This window comes from Gordonia sp. PvP123 (assembly GCF_040547295.1).
Classification (GTDB): domain Bacteria; phylum Actinomycetota; class Actinomycetes; order Mycobacteriales; family Mycobacteriaceae; genus Gordonia; species Gordonia terrae.
The window spans coordinates 97,936-110,605 of sequence record NZ_JBEPPN010000004.1; the positions used below are offsets into that span (position 1 = coordinate 97,936).

Annotated in this window: 13 protein-coding genes; 7 read left to right on the forward strand and 6 right to left on the reverse strand. The window is 67.7% G+C overall.

Going from position 1 to position 12,670, the window contains the following annotated elements:
- The first annotated feature begins 54 nt into the window (after positions 1-54).
- Positions 55-876, forward strand: a complete 822-nt coding sequence (locus ABIC25_RS08295; protein WP_354560910.1) for a crotonase/enoyl-CoA hydratase family protein — start codon at positions 55-57, stop codon at positions 874-876.
- Positions 877-998: 122 nt separating this feature from the next.
- Here the strand turns inward: ABIC25_RS08295 and ABIC25_RS08300 are convergent, their stop codons facing one another.
- Both ABIC25_RS08300 and ABIC25_RS08305 read right to left on the reverse strand, forming a co-directional pair.
- The gene (locus tag ABIC25_RS08300) at positions 999-1,715 is read right to left on the reverse strand and encodes a PAS and ANTAR domain-containing protein (RefSeq protein ID WP_354560912.1); all 717 of its coding nucleotides are present in this window, start codon (positions 1,713-1,715) and stop codon (positions 999-1,001) included.
- A gap of 21 nt (positions 1,716-1,736) precedes the next feature.
- A complete protein-coding gene (locus tag ABIC25_RS08305) occupies positions 1,737-2,774 on the reverse strand; it encodes an LLM class F420-dependent oxidoreductase (protein WP_004022058.1) in 1,038 nt (345 codons plus the stop codon).
- 91 nt (positions 2,775-2,865) lie between these two features.
- Between ABIC25_RS08305 and ABIC25_RS08310 the strand changes: the two genes are divergently transcribed.
- The 3 genes from ABIC25_RS08310 to ABIC25_RS08320 are packed head-to-tail and all read left to right on the forward strand — an operon-like array spanning position 2,866 to position 6,124.
- On the forward strand, positions 2,866-3,897 hold the full coding sequence (locus ABIC25_RS08310) for a Zn-ribbon domain-containing OB-fold protein (protein ID WP_354560913.1): 1,032 nt from the start codon (positions 2,866-2,868) through the stop codon (positions 3,895-3,897).
- Complete coding sequence (locus tag ABIC25_RS08315; protein WP_354560915.1) at positions 3,897-4,946, forward strand: thiolase family protein; 1,050 nt, start codon at positions 3,897-3,899, stop codon at positions 4,944-4,946. Before ABIC25_RS08310 ends, ABIC25_RS08315 begins: the two co-directional genes overlap by 1 nt.
- Positions 4,946-6,124, forward strand: a complete 1,179-nt coding sequence (locus ABIC25_RS08320) for a thiolase family protein (RefSeq protein ID WP_004022061.1) — start codon at positions 4,946-4,948, stop codon at positions 6,122-6,124. The genes ABIC25_RS08315 and ABIC25_RS08320 overlap by 1 nt, the downstream gene beginning before the upstream one ends.
- A gap of 42 nt (positions 6,125-6,166) precedes the next feature.
- Here the strand turns inward: ABIC25_RS08320 and ABIC25_RS08325 are convergent, their stop codons facing one another.
- The 3 genes from ABIC25_RS08325 to ABIC25_RS08335 form a co-directional block, all read right to left on the reverse strand.
- Positions 6,167-6,715 (reverse strand): carboxymuconolactone decarboxylase family protein, encoded by a 549-nt coding sequence (locus ABIC25_RS08325; protein WP_033205059.1) that lies wholly within the window; start codon positions 6,713-6,715, stop codon positions 6,167-6,169.
- 167 nt (positions 6,716-6,882) lie between these two features.
- Positions 6,883-7,347 (reverse strand): nuclear transport factor 2 family protein, encoded by a 465-nt coding sequence (locus ABIC25_RS08330; RefSeq protein WP_004022063.1) that lies wholly within the window; start codon positions 7,345-7,347, stop codon positions 6,883-6,885.
- Positions 7,344-8,663 (reverse strand): cytochrome P450, encoded by a 1,320-nt coding sequence (locus tag ABIC25_RS08335; protein WP_004022064.1) that lies wholly within the window; start codon positions 8,661-8,663, stop codon positions 7,344-7,346. Before ABIC25_RS08335 ends, ABIC25_RS08330 begins: the two co-directional genes overlap by 4 nt.
- A 341-nt stretch (positions 8,664-9,004) precedes the next feature.
- Here ABIC25_RS08335 and ABIC25_RS08340 point away from each other — a divergent pair, with 341 nt between their 5' ends.
- Together ABIC25_RS08340 and ABIC25_RS08345 are read left to right on the forward strand one after the other, a co-directional pair.
- The gene (locus tag ABIC25_RS08340) at positions 9,005-10,168 is read left to right on the forward strand and encodes a steroid 3-ketoacyl-CoA thiolase (RefSeq protein WP_004022065.1); all 1,164 of its coding nucleotides are present in this window, start codon (positions 9,005-9,007) and stop codon (positions 10,166-10,168) included.
- Entirely contained in the window at positions 10,168-10,659 is a 492-nt protein-coding gene (locus tag ABIC25_RS08345) for a nitroreductase family deazaflavin-dependent oxidoreductase (RefSeq protein ID WP_354560917.1), read from the forward strand. Before ABIC25_RS08340 ends, ABIC25_RS08345 begins: the two co-directional genes overlap by 1 nt.
- Before the next feature lie 269 nt (positions 10,660-10,928).
- On the opposite strand, the gene ABIC25_RS08350 is transcribed toward ABIC25_RS08345, so the two are convergent.
- Positions 10,929-11,555 carry a TIGR03086 family metal-binding protein gene (locus ABIC25_RS08350; protein ID WP_354560918.1) on the reverse strand — a complete coding sequence of 209 codons (627 nt, stop codon included), beginning with the start codon at positions 11,553-11,555 and terminating at the stop codon, positions 10,929-10,931.
- Positions 11,556-11,648: 93 nt separating this feature from the next.
- Here ABIC25_RS08350 and ABIC25_RS08355 point away from each other — a divergent pair, with 93 nt between their 5' ends.
- Positions 11,649-12,644 carry a helix-turn-helix transcriptional regulator gene (locus ABIC25_RS08355; RefSeq protein ID WP_354560920.1) on the forward strand — a complete coding sequence of 332 codons (996 nt, stop codon included), beginning with the start codon at positions 11,649-11,651 and terminating at the stop codon, positions 12,642-12,644.
- The last annotated feature ends 26 nt before the right edge of the window (positions 12,645-12,670 follow it).

Genomic DNA, 12,670 nt, shown 5'->3' on the forward strand with positions numbered 1-12,670 from the left:
CGGCAATCCACTGCCGCCGCGATCACCTGAGCACAGCGAGACCGGAGCGCAGCGATGACCACAACAACCCCCGCCGAGTCCGTCACCGAGAAGGCACCCGAGTGCCTCGTCGAGAAGTGCGGGCACATCCTCATCGTGACGATGAACCGCCCGGAGGCGCGCAACGCGCTGTCGACGGAGATGATGCGGATCATGACGGAGGCGTGGGATCAGGTCGATGCCGACCCCGACATCCGCGTGGCCATCCTCACCGGCGCCGGCGGATACTTCTGTGCGGGCGCCGACCTGAAGAGCATGAACAAGAACGCACCCGGCGACACGGTGGACTCCGGCGCCTGGAATCCGGCGTCGCTGCCCGCGCTGCTCAAGGGACGCCGCCTCACCAAGCCGCTGATCGCCGCGGTGGAGGGACCGGCGATCGCCGGCGGCACCGAGATCCTGCAGGGCACCGACATCCGGATCGCCGGCGAGAGCGCGAAGTTCGGTGTCTCCGAGGCGCGCTGGGGGCTCTACCCCATGGGCGGCAGCGCCGTCCGGCTCGTCCGGCAGATCCCGTACACCGTCGCCTGCGACATCCTGCTGACCGGTCGCCACGTCACCGCGCGGGAGGCCCTGGAGTACGGCCTGATCGGCCACGTCGTCGACGACGGCGCCGCGCTCGACAAAGCCCTCGAGCTCGCCGAGAAGATCGCGGCCAACGGTCCGCTCGCGGTACAGGGAATCCTGAAGACCATCCGCGACACCGAGGGCCTGCACGAACTCGACGCCTTCGAGATCGACGCGAAGATCGGCATCTCGGTCTTCAAGTCCAAGGACGCCAAGGTCGGCCCGCGCGCCTTCGCTGAGAAGCGCACACCCGAGTTCACCGGCGAGTAGTCACTTCGGCGCACAATCAACGCCAAACGACGCCCAGTCGACGAAAGCCGACGCCCAGTCGACGCACAGTCCGACTCTGCGCGCTAGCGAGCGAGGCGCGCGGTGGGGCCGGAGAGCACCGGTCAGTCCCCCGACGCCTGCCGGGGACGCAGCACGATCTCGTCGAGGCGCCGACGCTGGTGGTCCTCCACGGAGAGTCCCGCCTGGATCTCGACGACGAGCGCGGCCGCGACATCCCGGATCTTGACGTTCTCCTGCTGCGAGCGCCAGCGGAGCACATCGAACGCCCGGTCGGCGTTGACTCCGTACACCAGCATGAGCATGCCCTTCGCCTGCTCGATCACCCCGCTGCTGTCCCGGAAGGCCCGGACCTGATCGTCGACCCGCCGCTGCACCGCGGCCAGTTCGGCGTCGGTCAGGTCGAGATAGAAACCCTCGGTGCCGATGGGCACACCGGTTGCGTCGGTGATGGAGTGGGCGATGACCGCCACCGGTCGGACGCGCCCCGACGTGTCGACGATGCGGTGACGGCTCGAGAACGGCGCGTGATTGGTGAGTATCTCGGCCATCACCGCGTCGAAGTGGGCACGGTCCTCGGGGTGCTTGTGGCGGCGCATCAGCTCGGTGGTCGGTTCCACCTCACCCGGTGCGTAGCCGTGCAGCGCGGCGACCTCATCCGACCACTCCCACTTCTCACCCTCGTAGAAGAAGCGAAAATTGCCGATGCGGCGCATTCCCGACGGCATCCGGTCGGACGTGTTGTTCTGCCTTCCCGCCGGGAGGCCGCCCCGTTCGTGGTCTGCGCCCTCACAACGAGGATCGTGATCACCGTGTCGCACGGGGTGAATTCTATGGCCGAATCACACCAGCGTCGCCAGTTCGCGGATCGTCTCGGCGTCGCGCGCGGTGACCATGAGCATGGTGACCCCGGCCGCCTCCCACTCCTTGATCTGCGCGCGCACCTCGTCGGCGGTCCCGACCAGCATCGTCTCGCGGACCATCTCGTCGGGCACCGCGGCCATCGCCTCGGCCTTCTTCCCGCTCAGGAACAGGCTCACGATCTCGTCGACGGCGTCGCCGTAACCCATCCGCTTGTACAGCTCGGCGTGAAAGTTCTTCTCCTTGGCGCCCATTCCGCCGACGTAGAGCGCCGTCGACGGCCGGTACCGGTCGATGGCGGCCGCGACGTCGTCGGTGATGACGACCTGCACGGTCGCGGCCACCTCGAAGTCGCTGCGCGACCGGCGCGCACCCGGGCGGGCGAATCCCTCGTCGAGCCAGGCGTTGTACTGGTCGGCGAGGCCGAGGCTGAAGAAGATGGCGAGCCAGCCGTCGGCGATCTCGGCGGTCTGCGCGACGTTCTTCGGGCCCTCGGCGCCCAGCCAGATCGGCACATCGGCGCGCAGCGGGTGGGTGATCGGCTTCAACGGTTTCCCGAGGCCGGTCGACCCCGGTGCGTCAGCCGGATACGGCAGCGGATAGTGCGGACCGGGGTTGGTCACCTTGTCCTGGCGGGCGAGCACGTCCCGCACCACGCGCACGTACTCTCTCGTGCGCGCCAGCGGTTGGGCGAACGGTTCGCCGTACCAACCCTCCACGACCTGCGGTCCCGACACCCCGAGTCCGACGATGTGCCGGCCGCCGGAGAGATGGTCGAGGGTCAGCGCGTGCATGGCGAGCGAGGTCGGCGGTCGCGCCGACAGCTGGGCCACCGCGGTGCCCAGTCGCAGACGCGAGGTCGCGGCACCCCACCACGCCAGCGGCGTGTACGCATCCGATCCCCACGACTCCGCGGTGAACACGGCGTCGAAGCCACATTCCTCCGCGGCGGCGATCAGTTCCGGCGCGTTCGGGATGGGGTCGGCGCCCCAGTACCCCAGTTGCAGACCGAGCTTCACTCCCACTCCCCTTTCGCCCGGCCGCGCGTTCCCACGGCCTGACATGCACCTTGTGTCCAATACTAGAACGTGTTCTACTCGAGATGTGAGCATGAGCGTAACGTCTCCGGCCGCCCCGAGTCCCGTTGCCGAGGTGCCCGAGCCGAAGTCCCCCATCCTGACCGCTCCCCTGACCAACTCGTTCGACTACACCAGGTCTCTGGGTCCGGTTCTCAGTCAGTTCGCACTCGCCCTGCGCGACGGTCGGATCATCGGCTCGAGAGTCAGCGACGGCAAGGTCGCGGTCCCTCCGGTCGAGTTCGACCCCGTCACCGGCGCGCAGTCAACGGAGTTCGTCGAGGTGTCGGCCGTGGGTACGGTGACCACGTGGACCTGGAACCCCGAGCCGGTACCGGGCCAGCCACTGGACAAGCCGTTCGCATGGGCGCTCATCCGCCTCGACGGCGCGGACACGACTCTGCTGCATGCGATCTCGGTCGACTCCCCCGACGAGATGTCGACCGGGATGCGGGTCCACGCGGTGTTCGGCGCGGCTCGTATCGGCCGCATCGACGACATCGCCCACTTCGCCCCCGGCGAGGAGCCGGCCACCGCCCCTGCCAACACCGCCGAGGCACCCAAGGGTGCCGACACCGGCCTTCTCGTCATCCCCACCCCGGTCAGCACCGAGATCATCCACTCGGCCAACGAGGAGGAGTCTGTCTACCTCGAAGGGCTGAAGGCGGGCAAGCTGATCGGGACCCGTATCGGTTCGGGTGTCGACGCCGGACGCGTGTACTTCCCGCCCCGTGGCGTCAGCCCGGCCGACGGTTCCCCCGCGGTGGAACGAGTCGAACTCGCCCACACCGGCATCGTCACCACGTTCTGCATCGTCAACGTGCCCTTCCAGGGTCAGCGGATCAAGCCTCCGTACGTCGCCGCCTACGTGCTCCTCGACGGCGCGGACATCCCGTTCCTCCACCTGATCCTCGACATCGAGGCCGCCGAGGTCCGAATGGGCATGCGCGTCAAGGCCGTCTGGCTCCCCGAGGACGAATGGGAGCACTCGATCGGCAACATCAGCCACTTCGCGCCCACCGGGGAACCGGACGCCGAGTACGAGACCTACAAGGACCACCTCTGATGACACTGCCCCCGATCGCGATCATCGGTTTCGCGCACAGCCCCAATGTCGCCGGCACCCACGGCACCACCAACGGTGTCGAGATGCTGATCCCGTGCTTCGAGAAGCTCTACGCCGAGCTCGGCATCGCTCGCACCGACATCGAGTTCTGGTGCAGCGGATCGTCGGATTACCTTGCCGGCCGCGCGTTCTCCTTCATCTCGGCGATCGATTCGATCGGCGCCATGCCGCCCATCAACGAGTCACACGTCGAGATGGACGGCGCATGGGCGCTCTACGAGGCGTGGGTCAAGATCGCCACCGGTGAGGTCGACCTCGCGCTCGCCTACGGTTTCGGCAAGGCCACCGCCGGCAATGCGGATCAGACCCTGATCCTGCAGACCGACCCCTACACGGTCGCTCCCCTGCACCCCGACGCCCGGTCGCTCGGCGCGCTGCAGGCGCGAGCCGGGATCGACGCCGGGGTGTGGACCGAAGAAGACATGGCGACGATCGGCGCCCGCACCTTCGGCGGCTCGGTCGACGAGCTTCTCGGCCGCGACTACGTCGCGAATCCGCTACGGGCGCACGACATCGCGCCGTACACCGACGCCGCCGCCGCGGTCGTCATCGCCAGTGAGCGCAAGGCGCGTGAACTCGTCGCCAATCCGGCATTCGTCACCGGATGGGACCATCGGATCGACACCCCCAACTTCGGGGCACGCGACCTCACCCTCTCCCCGTCGACGAAGCTGGCCGGCGACACCGCGTTCGGCGATCGCAGCCGTGCGGTCGACGTCGCCGAGATCAACGCGTCGTACACGCATCAGGAGATCATCGTCCGCAACGCACTCGGCCTTCCGGACTCGGTGCGGATCAACCCGTCCGGCGGTTCCCTCGCCGGCAATTCGCTGTTCTCGGCCGGCCTGCAGCGCATCGGCTACGCCGCGCACGAGATCCTCGGCGGCAACGCGGGCACCGCGCTCGCCCATGCGTCGAGCGGCCCGCTGCTGCAGCAGAACATGGTGGTCACACTGAGTGCCCAGAACAACGAGGGGGCCGGGAACTGATGGGACACAACAACCGTGCCGCGGTGCTGGGCACCGGGCAGACACGATACGTCGCCAAACGGTCCGATGTCACGATGGCCGGCATGGTCCGCGAGGCCATCGACGCCGCGCTGATCGACTCGAAGGTCTCGCTCGACGACATCGACGCGATCGTCATCGGCAAGGCGCCCGACCTGTTCGAGGGGTCGATGATGCCCGAGCTCGCGATGGCCGAGGCCATCGGCGCGGTCGGCAAACGCCTCATCCGCGTGCACACGGCCGGCTCGGTCGGCGGGTCGACGGCCAACGTGGCCGCGTCGCTGGTCTTCGCGGGCGTGCACAAGAGAGTCCTCGCGGTCGCGTGGGAGAAGCAGTCGGAGTCCAACGCGATGTGGGCCCTGTCGATCCCGGTGCCCTTCACCAAACCGGTCGGTGCGGGCGCGGGCGGATTCTTCGCACCGCACGTACGCGCCTACATCCGGCAGTCCGGGGCTCCCGAGCACATCGGCGCGATGGTCGCCGCCAAGGACCGTCGTAACGGCGCGCTGAATCCCCTTGCGCACCTGCATCAACCGGATCAGACCGTCGAGAAGGTCATGAGCTCGCAGATGCTGTGGGACCCGATCCGCTACGACGAGACCTGCCCGTCGTCGGACGGCGCCTGCGCGGTGGTGATCGGCAGCGAGGATGTCGCCGATGCGGCCGTGGCCGCGGGTGACCCGGTGGCGTGGATTCACGCCACCGCGATGCGCACCGAACCGCTGTCCTATGCGCACCGCAACGTCGTGAGTCCCCAAGCCGGGCGCGACGCCGCCGCCGCGCTGTGGAAGGCCGGTGGCATCAGCAATCCGCTCGACGAGATCGACGCCGCCGAGATCTACGTCCCCTTCTCGTGGTTCGAGCCGATGTGGTTGGAGAACCTCGGCTTCGTCGCCGAGGGCGAGGGTTGGAAGCTCACCGAATCGGGTGACACCGAGATCGGCGGCCGCCTCCCGCTCAACGCGTCGGGCGGTGTGTTGTCGTCGAACCCGATCGGCGCATCGGGCATGATCCGTTTCGCCGAGGCAGCCATCCAGGTCATGGGCAAGGCGGGCGACCACCAGGTCGCCGATGCGCGCAAGGCGCTGGGTCACGCCTATGGTGGTGGCTCGCAGTACTTCTCGATGTGGCTCGTCGGGGCCGACAAGCCCCTCCACTGATCCGTTCTCGTAGCAGTCATGCGCGCCATGTGCGCATGACTGCTACGACATGCGTTCGGGCACAGCGCAGGCGAGGCCGTCGGACATCCCGGTCGGCCGAACGCCCAGTGACTGGTTCAGCCGAGCCCGCTGGTTCTCCCATGCGACGGTCATCGCGAGCTCGACGATCTGGGTCTCCGACAGATGTTCGGCCAGCCGACCCCGCAGCTCGGCGAGGTCCTCGCCCACTGCGGGGGTCAGGGTCATCGCCTCGGCGTAGCCGATGACGAGCTTCTCCAGATCGGTGTACGCACCCGACTCGCGATACCGCGGCAGATCGCGGAGTTGCTGCTCGGTGATGCCCGCTCCCGTCGCGAGTGCCGAACCGATGTCGAGGCAGAACTCGCAGCTGACCAGGCCGGCCGCCTTGAGCTCGGCGAGTTCCTTGAGTTTCGGGTCCATCCGATTCGACAGCAGCAGTGCCGATTCCATGCCCATTGTTGCGCCGGCGACGAGGGGGCGTCGTGCCAGATGGCCGACGAGTTCGGCGCGATGCCGTCGAGCCCGCCCCATCGCGCGAAGGTAGTTCCGTGTTCGGTGCAGTGCCCTCATCGTCCGTCCTTCCGGTGCCGATCGCCGACCTTTACGCACCTCATCGTGCGCCGATGCGACTCCGGTGTAAACGTCCGATGGCTCACAGGCACCGTCACTGACAAACACCGCGGGCGGGACAGGTGGTCGTCACCTGTCCCGCCCGCGGTGGGCTACTCGTGCGCCGATCAGGCCTTGCGCACCGAGTTGATGGTCTTCTCCACTTCCCAGAAGGCGCGCAGTGCCGACAGCTTCCCCTCGGCGTCGGCCCGATACGTGAAGACTCCCCGCGCCTCGGAGACGTGGCCGGCGATGTGGGTGACGATGCTGCCGATGTAGGCGACCTCGTTCCCGCAGATGATCTCCTCGTCGAACCGGAAGTCGATGTTCTCGGTCGTCCCGATCGACTTGTCCCAGAACTCGGAGATCGCCTCGTGCCCACGGAATCCGGCGCCGTCCGGATCGAACATCGACGGACCGACCGGGTCCTCCACCGTGGCGTCGACGGCGAAGTTGTCGATCCACGCCTGCTTGTCCCGTGACGCCACGAACTCACGCGAACGACGACCTGCCACGACTGCGGGATGATTCTCCCGGTCGATGCCGAGGTAGGCCGGCGACTGCTGTCCGGCGGTCTCCTCCGCTGCGGTCACTTCGTGCCGTAGTCGACGCGGAGTTCCTTGACCCCGTTGATCCAACCGTGCCGCAGGCGGCGCGGGGCGTCGAGCTTGGTGATGTCGGGCACCATGTCGGCGAGCGCGTTGAACATCAGGTTGATCTCCATCCGCGCGAGGTTCGCGCCGACGCAGAAGTGCGCACCGTTGCCGCCGAACCCGACGTGCGGGTTCGGGTCACGCATGATGTTGAACGAGAACGGATCGTCGAAGACGTCCTCGTCGTAGTTCGCCGAGCCGTAGAACATACCGACGCGCTCGCCCTTCGCGATGTGGACGCCGCCGATCTGCGTGTCCCGCTTGGCAGTCCGCTGGAAGCAGTTCACCGGGGTCGCCCATCGGACGATCTCGTCGACCGCGGTCGCCGGGCGCTCCTTCTTGAACAGCTCCCACTGGTCGGGGTTGTCCAGGAACGCGTTCATCCCGTGGCTGATGGCGTTACGGGTGGTCTCGTTGCCGGCCACGGTCAGGAGGATGAAGAAGAACCCGAACTCCGTCTCGTCGAGCGCCTGCCCGTCGATGTCGGCGTTCACCAGCGTGGTGACGATGTCCTCGCCGGGATTCTTGCGCTTCTCCTCGGCCATCGTGTAGCCGTAGCCGAGGATCTCGGCATTCGCCTGCTGCGGATCGGTGGTGTAGTCCGGGTCGTCGGCGTTCATCATCGAGTTCGACCAGTCGAACAGCTTCTCCCGGTCCACCTCGGGCACACCGAGCAGATCCGCGATCGCCAGCAGCGGGAGGTCGACGGCGACGTCCTTGACGAAGTCGCCGCTGCCCTTCTCCGCGGCCCGCCTGACGATCTCACGTGCGGCATCGTCGAGCTTCTCCTCGAGGGAGTGCACGGCACGCGGCGTGAACAACTTGGAGACCAGCTTGCGCAGGCGTGTGTGCTCCGGCGGATCGTGGTTGATCAGCAGCGCCTTGGTGATCTCGATCTGATCGGCGGTCATGTCGTCCTCGAAACGCATGATCACGCCGTTGGCGTTGGTTTCCCAGTCGTCGTTGTTCTTCGAGATCTCGCGGACGTGGGCGTGCTTGGAGATCACCCAGTAGCCACCATCGTGGAACCCGCCGCCCTTTCCGGGCGCCTGGGCATTCCACCAGACGGGTGCGGTCTTGCGCAGTTGCGCGAATTCCTGCACGGGGATTCCCTTTTCGAGCAGATCAGGGTTGGTGAAATCCCACCCTTCCTGCTGCATGAACGGGCACTCCGCGACGACGTCGGGAGGGCTCGCGTGCGCAGAATCCGCCGTGGTCGGCTCGCTGCCGATCGGGGCGCTCTGGGCCTGGGTCACGTCACACCACCTCGCTGTGAGATTTAGAACCTGTTTCAATCACATTGAAGCACACTGTGACCCATTCGACACCCCCAGACGAGAACTTGTTCTAGTTTTGTTCCCGGCTTGTTGCCCCCACCAGCAGCGTTGCTCCGCAGATCCGACCATGTTCGCCATCGTGCAGCGCAGTCGTACGACGCCGGACCGCGTCCCGAGGTGTCATCGGGGGACGCCTTCCGGACCCACCATAGACGCAAACATAGAACGTGTTCTAGCGTGATCTCAGCGGCCTCGACGCCCTGTCGTCGGGCCATACCCGGTGGGCAACGGAGTTCACCGAGACCAACGAAGGAGTGACCATGGGCGTTCCGGTCATCGTGGAGGCGGCGCGTACGCCGATCGGCAAGCGTGGCGGATGGCTGTCAGGACTACATGCCGAGGAGCTCCTCGGCATGACCCAGCGCGGGGTCCTCGACAAGGCCGGCATCGATCCCGCACTCGTCGAGCAGGTCATCGGCGGTTGTGTCACCCAGGCCGGCGCGCAGGCCGGCAACATCACCCGCAAGGCGTGGCTGTCGGCGGGCCTTGCCGAGGCGACGGGCGCCACCACCATCGACGCCCAGTGCGGTTCGGCGCAGCAGGCCAACCATCTGATCGCCGGGCTGATCGCCTCCGACGCGATAGAAATCGGTCTGGCCTGTGGCGTGGAGACGATGTCGGTCGTCCCGCTGGGGGCCAACGTCGGCACCGACGCCGGGCCGTACCACGCCGAGTCGTGGGACGTCGACATGCCCAATCAGTTCGAGGCCGCCGAGCGCATCGCGAAACGCCGCGGCATCACACGCGCCGACATCGACGGACTCGGCGAGCGCAGCCAGCGCCTCGCGCGCCAGGCGTGGGACGAGGGCCGCTTCGATCGCGAGGTGTTGACACTGAAGGCTCCCGAGCGGACCAAGGAGGGCGAGCTCACCGGCAACATCCTGGACGTCAGCCGGGACCAGGGTCTGCGTGACACCACCCTCGAGTCGTTGTCGGCACTCAAGCCCGTCCTCGAGGGTGGCATCCACACCGCGGGCACTTCGTCGCAGATCTCCGACGGCGCGGCCGCGGTGCTGATCATGGACGAGTCCAGGGCACGCGAGCTGGGCCTGACGCCGCGTGCTCGCATCCGGTCGCAGGCACTCGTCGGCGCGGAGCCGCACTTCCACCTCGACGGTCCGGTCCAGGCGACCGAACGGGTGCTGGCGAAGTCGGGGATGTCGTTGTCCGACATCGACGTCGTCGAGATCAACGAGGCGTTCGCGTCGGTGGTGCTGAGCTGGGCTCAGGTCCACGGCGCGGACATGGACAAGGTGAACGTCAACGGCGGCGCCATCGCCCTCGGCCACCCGGTGGGCAGTACCGGGTCCCGCCTCATCACGACCGCACTGCACGAGCTGGAACGCCGGGACGGTCAGACCGCCCTGATCACCATGTGCGCGGGCGGAGCGATGGCCACCGGCACGATCATCGAGCGGATCTGATGCCCGCCTTCGATCCGAACAACAAACCGGCGCAGCTGGATTCACCTGTCGTCAGCAAGTTCATCAAGCTGGGCTCCAAGGCGAACACGGCGCTGTACAAGGCGACCGGCGGCCGGGTCGGCGGCACGTGGCGCGTGGGCGCGGGCCTCCGCAAACCGGCGCCGGTGTGCCTGCTGACGACGATCGGCCGCAAGTCGGGTCAGCCGCGCACGGCTCCGCTCATCTACCTGCGCCGCTGCGACTCGTTCGTCGTCGTGGCGTCGCAGGGCGGCTCGGCCAAGCACCCCGCGTGGTACCTCAACCTCCGGGACAACCCGAAGGTCGAGATCCAGCTCGGCAAGGAGAAGTTCGACCTCGTCGCACGCACGGCCACCGATGCCGAACGCGCCGAGCTGTGGCCGGATCTGGTCGACACCTATGCCGACTACGACACCTACGCTGCCTGGACGGAGCGGACGATCCCGGTGGTCATCTGCGAGCCGGTTGCATAGCTCTAGCCAGACACCCCATCCCTGCTCCCTGAGGTGTGAGGAGCGATAGCGACGAGCCACGAAGGGCGGCAACGCATCTCGCCAGGACCCTTCGAGGCTCGCTTCGCTCGCACCTCAGGGAGCGCGAAGTCGGCCCGCTCGCACCTCAGGGAGCGCGAAGTCGGCCCGCTCGCACCTCAGGGAGCGCGAAGTCGGCCCGCTCGCACCTCAGGGAGCGCGAAGTCGACCCGCCCGCACCTCAGGGAGCAGAAGCCGTCGCGCTTTGTACTTCAGGCCACCCATCCCACCGACTGCCGGCCGGTCCAGTTGGCGAGCCGCTCGGTGGGTCCGGCCTCCGGGCGCGGCTCGACGACGGGGCCGAACGGGACACCGGGATCGGTGCGGATCGCGGCCGGGATGAACTGGCGTGCCACCCCGAGCGTCGTCTCGGCGAGTTCGGCGTCGGCCTCCGCAGGCCGAGCGGTGGCGACCGCCAGATCCCAGCCGTGGACGAGTGTTTCACTGACATAACCCCACAGGGCACCGGCGCCCGGGACTTCGCCCCATGGCACCTGGACCATCGCGGAGAGCTTGGCGTCATCCGACCATGAGTCGAGCGCCTGGTCGATGAAGGCCGCGTAGGTCCGGGCGTCGAACTGTTCGGCGATCGACGCCATCGTGCGGATGTCGACACCCTCGGCCAGCGCGGCCGCGCGTTCGGCGACGGCGACGAGGTGGGCCGACAGCGTTCGGACGTCGAACTCGTCGCACGGCGTCGGCGAGTCGAGTTGGTCGTCGGACACTCCGTCGAGCAGTTCCACGACCCATGCGGTGGCGGCGCGGAACGCCGGCCGGGGATCGTCGAGGGCGGGCGTCGCCTCGGGAGTGGGTGCGGAGTTCGTGGTCGCTGCGTTCATGATGTCGTCCTCTCGTGGGGTTTCGGGTACGTCGACCAGTGAAGTCCCGATACACGACACCTTCTGTCATGTTTTTCCGGAAGAATCTCCCCCGTGCGCGCTGAACGCCTCATCGCCCTGCTCATGGTGCTGAAGAAGCACGACCGGGTCACCGCCGCGGTGCTGGCCGCCGAGCTCGGGGTCTCCGAGCGAACCGTGCTGCGTGACATCGACGCGTTGTCTCTGTCCGGCGTCCCCGTGTACGCCGAGCGGGGTCGCCACGGCGGGTTTGCACTCCTGCCCGGATACCGCACCGATCTCACCGGACTGACCGTCGACGAGGCGACCTCCCTCCTGGCCGGGACGGGCCGGTTGGACTCCCCCGCGTTCACCAGCGCCATGCGAAAGGTGACCGCGGCGCTCCCGGAGGCGCACCGCGGCCACGCGGTCCGCGCCGCCCAGCGGGTTCTGGTCCGGCCGGAAGGGTTCGTCCGCGCACCCGAGCGACTCGAGTCGCTCGACGCCGTGCAGACCGCTGTCCTCGATGGGCGTCGGATACGCATGCGCTACCGCCGGCGAGGCGCGGACGAGGCCCGCGAACACGTCCTCGACCCGATCGGACTCATCGTGGCCGGTGACACCTGGTATCTCGTCGCCTCCGGACGACGCCCGGGGACCACCGAGACGGCCGCCACCCGGAAGGACGGACCGGGCAAGGGTTCCGACGAACGGATGTACCGCATCTCCAGGATGCGCGACGTCGAGGTCCTCGACGAGCCCGCACAACGGGACGACGAGGTTGACCTCGCCGCGATCTGGGAACGACGCCGCGACGCGTTCCGCAGCTCGTTCGAACCCGTCGACGTGGTCGTCGACTGCGCCGCCGACGATGCCGAGCGCCTCGGGATGATCGCCACCGCCGTCGACACGATTCCCCGGCCGGGCGACCGCTGTCACCTCGAACTCCATTTCGCCGATCATCGACATGCCACCCGCGCCCTGTGGACGTCGATGTTCGATCACGATTTCGCCGTGGTGGAGCCGAGGTGGTTGCGGGACGCACTGTCCGCTCGCGCCCGATCGATCGGAGGGGCGCGCGGACCGGGTTGAGAGTGGTTGCGCCGAACGAATGAATC

Excerpts from the sequence above, each read along its gene's own strand:
- ABIC25_RS08295 (WP_354560910.1), top strand. The coding sequence starts at position 55 with ATGACCACAACAACCCCCGCCGAGTCCGTCACCGAGAAGGCACCCGAG.
- ABIC25_RS08310 (WP_354560913.1), top strand. The coding sequence starts at position 2,866 with ATGAGCGTAACGTCTCCGGCCGCCCCGAGTCCCGTTGCCGAGGTGCCC.
- ABIC25_RS08315 (WP_354560915.1), top strand. The coding sequence starts at position 3,897 with ATGACACTGCCCCCGATCGCGATCATCGGTTTCGCGCACAGCCCCAAT.
- ABIC25_RS08320 (WP_004022061.1), top strand. The coding sequence starts at position 4,946 with ATGGGACACAACAACCGTGCCGCGGTGCTGGGCACCGGGCAGACACGA.
- ABIC25_RS08325 (WP_033205059.1), bottom strand. The coding sequence starts at position 6,715 with ATGAGGGCACTGCACCGAACACGGAACTACCTTCGCGCGATGGGGCGG.
- ABIC25_RS08340 (WP_004022065.1), top strand. The coding sequence starts at position 9,005 with ATGGGCGTTCCGGTCATCGTGGAGGCGGCGCGTACGCCGATCGGCAAG.
- ABIC25_RS08345 (WP_354560917.1), top strand. The coding sequence starts at position 10,168 with ATGCCCGCCTTCGATCCGAACAACAAACCGGCGCAGCTGGATTCACCT.
- ABIC25_RS08350 (WP_354560918.1), bottom strand. The coding sequence starts at position 11,555 with ATGAACGCAGCGACCACGAACTCCGCACCCACTCCCGAGGCGACGCCC.